4 protein-coding genes are annotated in these 4,998 nt (G+C 30.0%); all 4 read left to right on the top strand.

The window, feature by feature from the left end; all coding sequences use genetic code 11:
* The first annotated feature begins 71 nt into the window (after positions 1-71).
* A complete protein-coding gene (hrcA, locus tag RI68_RS02510) occupies positions 72-1,112 on the top strand; it encodes a heat-inducible transcriptional repressor HrcA (RefSeq protein ID WP_017193664.1) in 1,041 nt (346 codons plus the stop codon).
* 18 nt (positions 1,113-1,130) lie between these two features.
* Positions 1,131-1,865, top strand: a complete 735-nt coding sequence (locus RI68_RS02515) for a nucleotide exchange factor GrpE (RefSeq protein WP_017193665.1) — start codon at positions 1,131-1,133, stop codon at positions 1,863-1,865.
* A complete protein-coding gene (gene dnaK, locus RI68_RS02520) occupies positions 1,849-3,699 on the top strand; it encodes a molecular chaperone DnaK (protein ID WP_026071955.1) in 1,851 nt (616 codons plus the stop codon). The genes RI68_RS02515 and dnaK overlap by 17 nt, the downstream gene beginning before the upstream one ends.
* A gap of 105 nt (positions 3,700-3,804) precedes the next feature.
* The gene (dnaJ, locus tag RI68_RS02525; RefSeq protein WP_017193667.1) at positions 3,805-4,911 is read left to right on the top strand and encodes a molecular chaperone DnaJ; all 1,107 of its coding nucleotides are present in this window, start codon (positions 3,805-3,807) and stop codon (positions 4,909-4,911) included.
* The last annotated feature ends 87 nt before the right edge of the window (positions 4,912-4,998 follow it).

Raw genomic sequence — 4,998 nt, forward strand, 5'->3', positions numbered from 1 at the left:
TTGACATTTGATATAAAAATTAATATAATACTATTAGCAGTCATATTAAATGAGTGCCAAGGAGTATTATTTTGCTTTCTGATAGAAAAAGATTGATTTTAAAGGCCGTTGTTGAAAATTATTCCAAAGAAGATCAACCTGTTGGTTCTAAATTGATAGCGAGTTTGCCTTATTTAAATTTTTCCAGCGCTACTATTCGTTATGATATGGCACAATTGGAAAAAAAAGGTTATTTAAAAAAAACTCATAAATCTAGCGGCAGAATACCTTCTTTGAAAGGTTATGCTTTTTATTTTAATAATTTAATAACACGCAATAATGAAACTATTAAAATGATTTCTTTATTTGACCAAATTTTAAATAAAAAAAGTTTAAATAAAGAAAAAATTATTAAAGAAGTTTTAGAGCTATTAAGTAATTTAACTAATTATGCGACTTTAATGATAGGTCCTGATGTTTTAAAAACTAATAAAATTAATAAAATCGATTTGATTCCTTTAAATTTAGAACAAGCCCTTATTTTAATTGTTACCAATAATGGCAATGTTCAACATCAAAATATCGTTTTAGAAAAAGATAGCGAATTGTCATTGCAAGATTTGCAAATAATATTTTCTGAATTAAATCATTTGTTAATTGGTAAATATTTATATGAAGCAATAGAAATTCTGAAAAGCGATATTGTTGCTACCATTTTTGCAGCATATACCGAATATAAAGAACAACTGGTACAATCTTTGGTCGAAACCTTTTATAATTTTGCGACTGATAATTTTTATGTATATGGTGTTTCTAATTTTTACGATAATTCGGAATGCAAAGACCTTACATCCGCGAAAGACATTTTTAAAATATTAGAAAATGAAGAATTAAACAGAATTTTTTTTAATTATGAAGAAGTTATTTATAAATTCGCTAATCAAATTAGCTTAATGCCGTACAATAAATTTATGATTATTTCTATTCCTTATGATATTAATGAAAATGAAAAAGGATCAATTGCTATTTTAGGACCGACTATCATGAATTTTCAAGAAATTGTCCCTCTTTTGGAATATTTATCCGCTCATTTGTCACAGCTATATGATAAAAATAATTATAAATTGGAATAAATAGGAGTTTATTTTTGCATGAATAAAAATAAAAAAACACATAATAATGAAGAAAAGATGAAAACACCAAATCATCAAACTGAAGAAGTTAAAAAAGACCAAGATTGTGGTTGTCACGGTGATCAAAAAAACAACGCTTCTCAAGAAGAAAGCAAAAACAATCAACCAGAAAAATCTTCTAAAAAGGATTGCGATGGTTGTGATAAAAAAAAGGATGAACAATCATCCTCTAATTCCCATGATAAAGACAATTCATCGTCCAAAAAAGATGAAAAAGATTTACAAGCGGAATTATTACAATTAAAAACCGAATTTATCAATGAAAAATTAAAATCTCAAGCAGATTTAGAGAATTTGAAAAAAAGACTTCAAAAAGAAAAATTAGCAGACGTTAAATACGCTTCTATGAATTTGATTACCGACATTTTAGTCCCTTTAGAACGATTAGGACAAGTTTTAGAAATGCCTACTGAAGATGAAATGTTGCAAAAATTTCTCTTTGGTTTTAAAATGATTAACAAGCAAATTAACGATGTTTTAGAAAAAGACGGCGTTGTAGAAATAAAAGCTTTAGGCGAGAAATTTGATCCTAAATATCATCATGCAGTAGAAAAAATTTCTGATGAAAAACAACCAAACGGCGTTAACGTTGTTGTTTTACAAAAAGGCTTTTTATACAAAGATAAAATTATTAAACCAGCTATGGTAAAAGTAAATGAATGGAGTGAAAATAAAAATGGCGAAAACAAATAAAATTATTGGTATTGACTTAGGAACAACTAATTCTTGTGTTGCTGTAATGGAAGGCGGAGAAGCTAAAGTTATTCCTAATGCGGAAGGTAGTAGAACTACTCCTTCAGTTGTAGCGTTTAAAAACGACGAAATCATGGTAGGTGAAGTAGCTAAAAGACAAATGCTTACTAACCCTAACACCATTATTTCTGTGAAAAGACATATGGGTGAGAAAGGTTATACTGTTGATGTAAACAACAAAAAATATACTCCCCAAGAAATAAGTGCTATGATTTTAAGAAATTTAAAAAAACAAGCAGAAGATTATTTAGGGGATGAAGTTAGCCAAGCAATTATTACTGTACCTGCTTATTTCAATGACTCACAAAGACAAGCGACTAAAGATGCCGGTAAAATTGCTGGTTTAGAAGTGAAAAGAATTATTAATGAACCAACAGCAGCTGCTTTAGCTTACGGCATTGATAAAAGCGAAAAAGAACAAAATATTTTAGTTTTTGATTTAGGAGGAGGAACTTTCGATGTTTCTATCTTAAATTTAGCTGAAGGTAACTTTTCGGTTTTGTCTACTGCCGGTGATAACAAACTTGGTGGTGATGATTTCGATGAACGTATTATTGAATTTTTAATTAAAGAATTTAAAAAAGATAATGGAGTGGATTTATCTAAAGATAAAATCGCTACTCAAAGATTAAAAGATGCTGCTGAAAAAGCAAAAAAAGAATTAAGTGGTATCGTTTCTACGCAAATCTCTTTACCTTTCATCAGTATGAATCCTACAAGCGGACCTCTTCACTTAGAATACACTTTAACAAGAGCTAAATTTGATGAATTAACACGTGATTTAGTAGAACGTTGTTTAGTGCCTGTGAAACGTGCTTTAACTGATGCTAATATTAAAGAGGAAGTAATTGATCAAGTTCTTTTAGTGGGTGGTTCAACAAGAATTCCTGCTGTTCAAGAATTAGTGAAAAAAGAATTGAAAAAAAATCCTAATAAAAGCATTAACCCTGATGAAGTAGTTGCTATGGGAGCTGCTATTCAAGGTGGTATTTTAATGGGAGATGTTAAAGATATAGTTCTTTTAGATGTAACTCCGCTTTCCTTAGGGATTGAAACATTAGGCAATGTTTTCACTAAATTAATCGAAAGAAACACTACTATTCCGACTTCTAAATCACAAATTTTCTCCACTGCTACTGATAATCAACCTTCTGTTGATATCCACGTTTTACAAGGAGAAAGACCTTTAGCGAAAGAAAATAAAACTTTAGGAAGTTTCCGTTTAAACGATATTCCGCCTGCTCCAAGAGGAGTTCCTCAAATCGAAGTATCTTTTGATATTGATGTTAACGGTATTGTTTCTGTTAAAGCGAAAGATTTAGGCACTAATAAAGAACAAAAAATTACTATTTCTGGAACTGGTTCTTTATCAGAAGAAGAAATTAATCGTATGATTAAAGAAGCTGAAGAAAACGCTGAATCTGATAAAATCCAAAGAGATAAAATTGATACACGTAATAACGCAGAACAACTAATTTTCCAAACTCAAAAAACTTTAGAAGATTTGAAAGACAAAGTTAACCCTGAAGAAAAAGCTAAAGTAGAAGAACATATTAAAAACTTAGAAGAAGCTTTAAAAGGTGATGATCAATCTGTCATCAAAGAAAAATTAAAAACTTTAGAAAAAGAAGCGCAAAACATTACTCTTCAAGCTTATCAACAAGCGCAAGAGCAAGCTAAAAACGCGCACGACCACAGTCATAATCATAACCATGATAACGATAAAAATGACGATAAAACAGTTGATGCTGAATTTGAAGAAGAAAAAAAATAATAATCTAATTTAATATTTTAATGAACCAAAAAAAGCCTTTATGACTTTTTTTGGTTTCTTTTATTATTGTAAATGTAAATTATTATTCTAATTAGGAGATTTATTTTGAAACAAAAAAAAGATTATTATAGCGTTTTAGGTTTAACTAAAGAAGCTAGCGAGAGTGAAATTAAATCCGCTTATAGAAAACTTTCTAAAAAATTTCATCCAGATGTTTATAAAGAAGCAGATGCTGAAAGTAAATTCAAAGAAGTACAAGAAGCTTATCAAACTTTAAAAGACCCTAATAAAAAAGCTAATTATGATCGTTTTGGTCACACTGGCGAAACTGGTGGTTTTGGTGGCGGTTTTGAAGGCTTTGGCGGCGGCGGTTCGTTCAACTTTGAAGATCTTTTTGAAAATTTCTTTGGCAGTTCTGGTTCTCAACGACAAGGACGTAACAATAATGTTGGAGCAGACTTGCATATTGAAATTACAATTGATTTTCTAGAAGCTGCCTTAGGAGTAGAAAAAGACATTAAATTTCACGTAGAAGAAGATTGTCAACATTGTCGAGGAACAGGGGCTAAAAACGCTCAAAGCGTGCAAACTTGTTCTTATTGTCATGGTAATGGTTATGTTGTTGTTAACCAACAAACTATTTTAGGCAATATTCCTTCTCGACAAATTTGTCCACAATGTCGTGGCGAAAAACAAACTATTTTGCACAAATGTTCTTCTTGTAAGGGGCAAAAAAGAGTCAAAAAAGTTAAACAAATGAATTTGCAAATACCGGCTGGTGTGGAAAGCGGTATGACTTTAAGATCGCCTCAAAACGGTAATGGTGGTCATTTAGGCACTGCTAATGGCGATTTATTAGTAGATATTAAAGTAAGACCGCATGAAAATTTTAAAAGAGATGAACAAAACATTATTACCACTCTTTTCATTGATTTTTATCAAGCTGTTTTAGGAACTACCATTAGTGTAGCGACTATTTATGGAGATGTGGAACTTAAAATCCCATCAGGAACCCAAACGGATACAAAGTTGAGGTTAAAAAACAAAGGAATAGCTTATTTAAATTCTTCTCGCAAGGGAGACCATTATGTTGTTGTTAAGATAAAAACTCCTACAAAAATCAGCAATACTGAAAAAGAACTGTTTTTGAAATTGCAAGAATTAGATAGATTAAATAATAATGTTAAAAAAAATAGATCTTGGTTTTTTTAACGTTGTATTTAAGCTTTAAAAATAAAAAAATACCGCTCTTTTTTAAATAATTATTATATCAAATTGTTTATATAATTTTTTATGATA

This window comes from Vaccinium witches'-broom phytoplasma str. VAC (assembly GCF_000309405.1).
Lineage (GTDB): Bacteria > Bacillota_I > Bacilli_A > Acholeplasmatales > Acholeplasmataceae > Phytoplasma.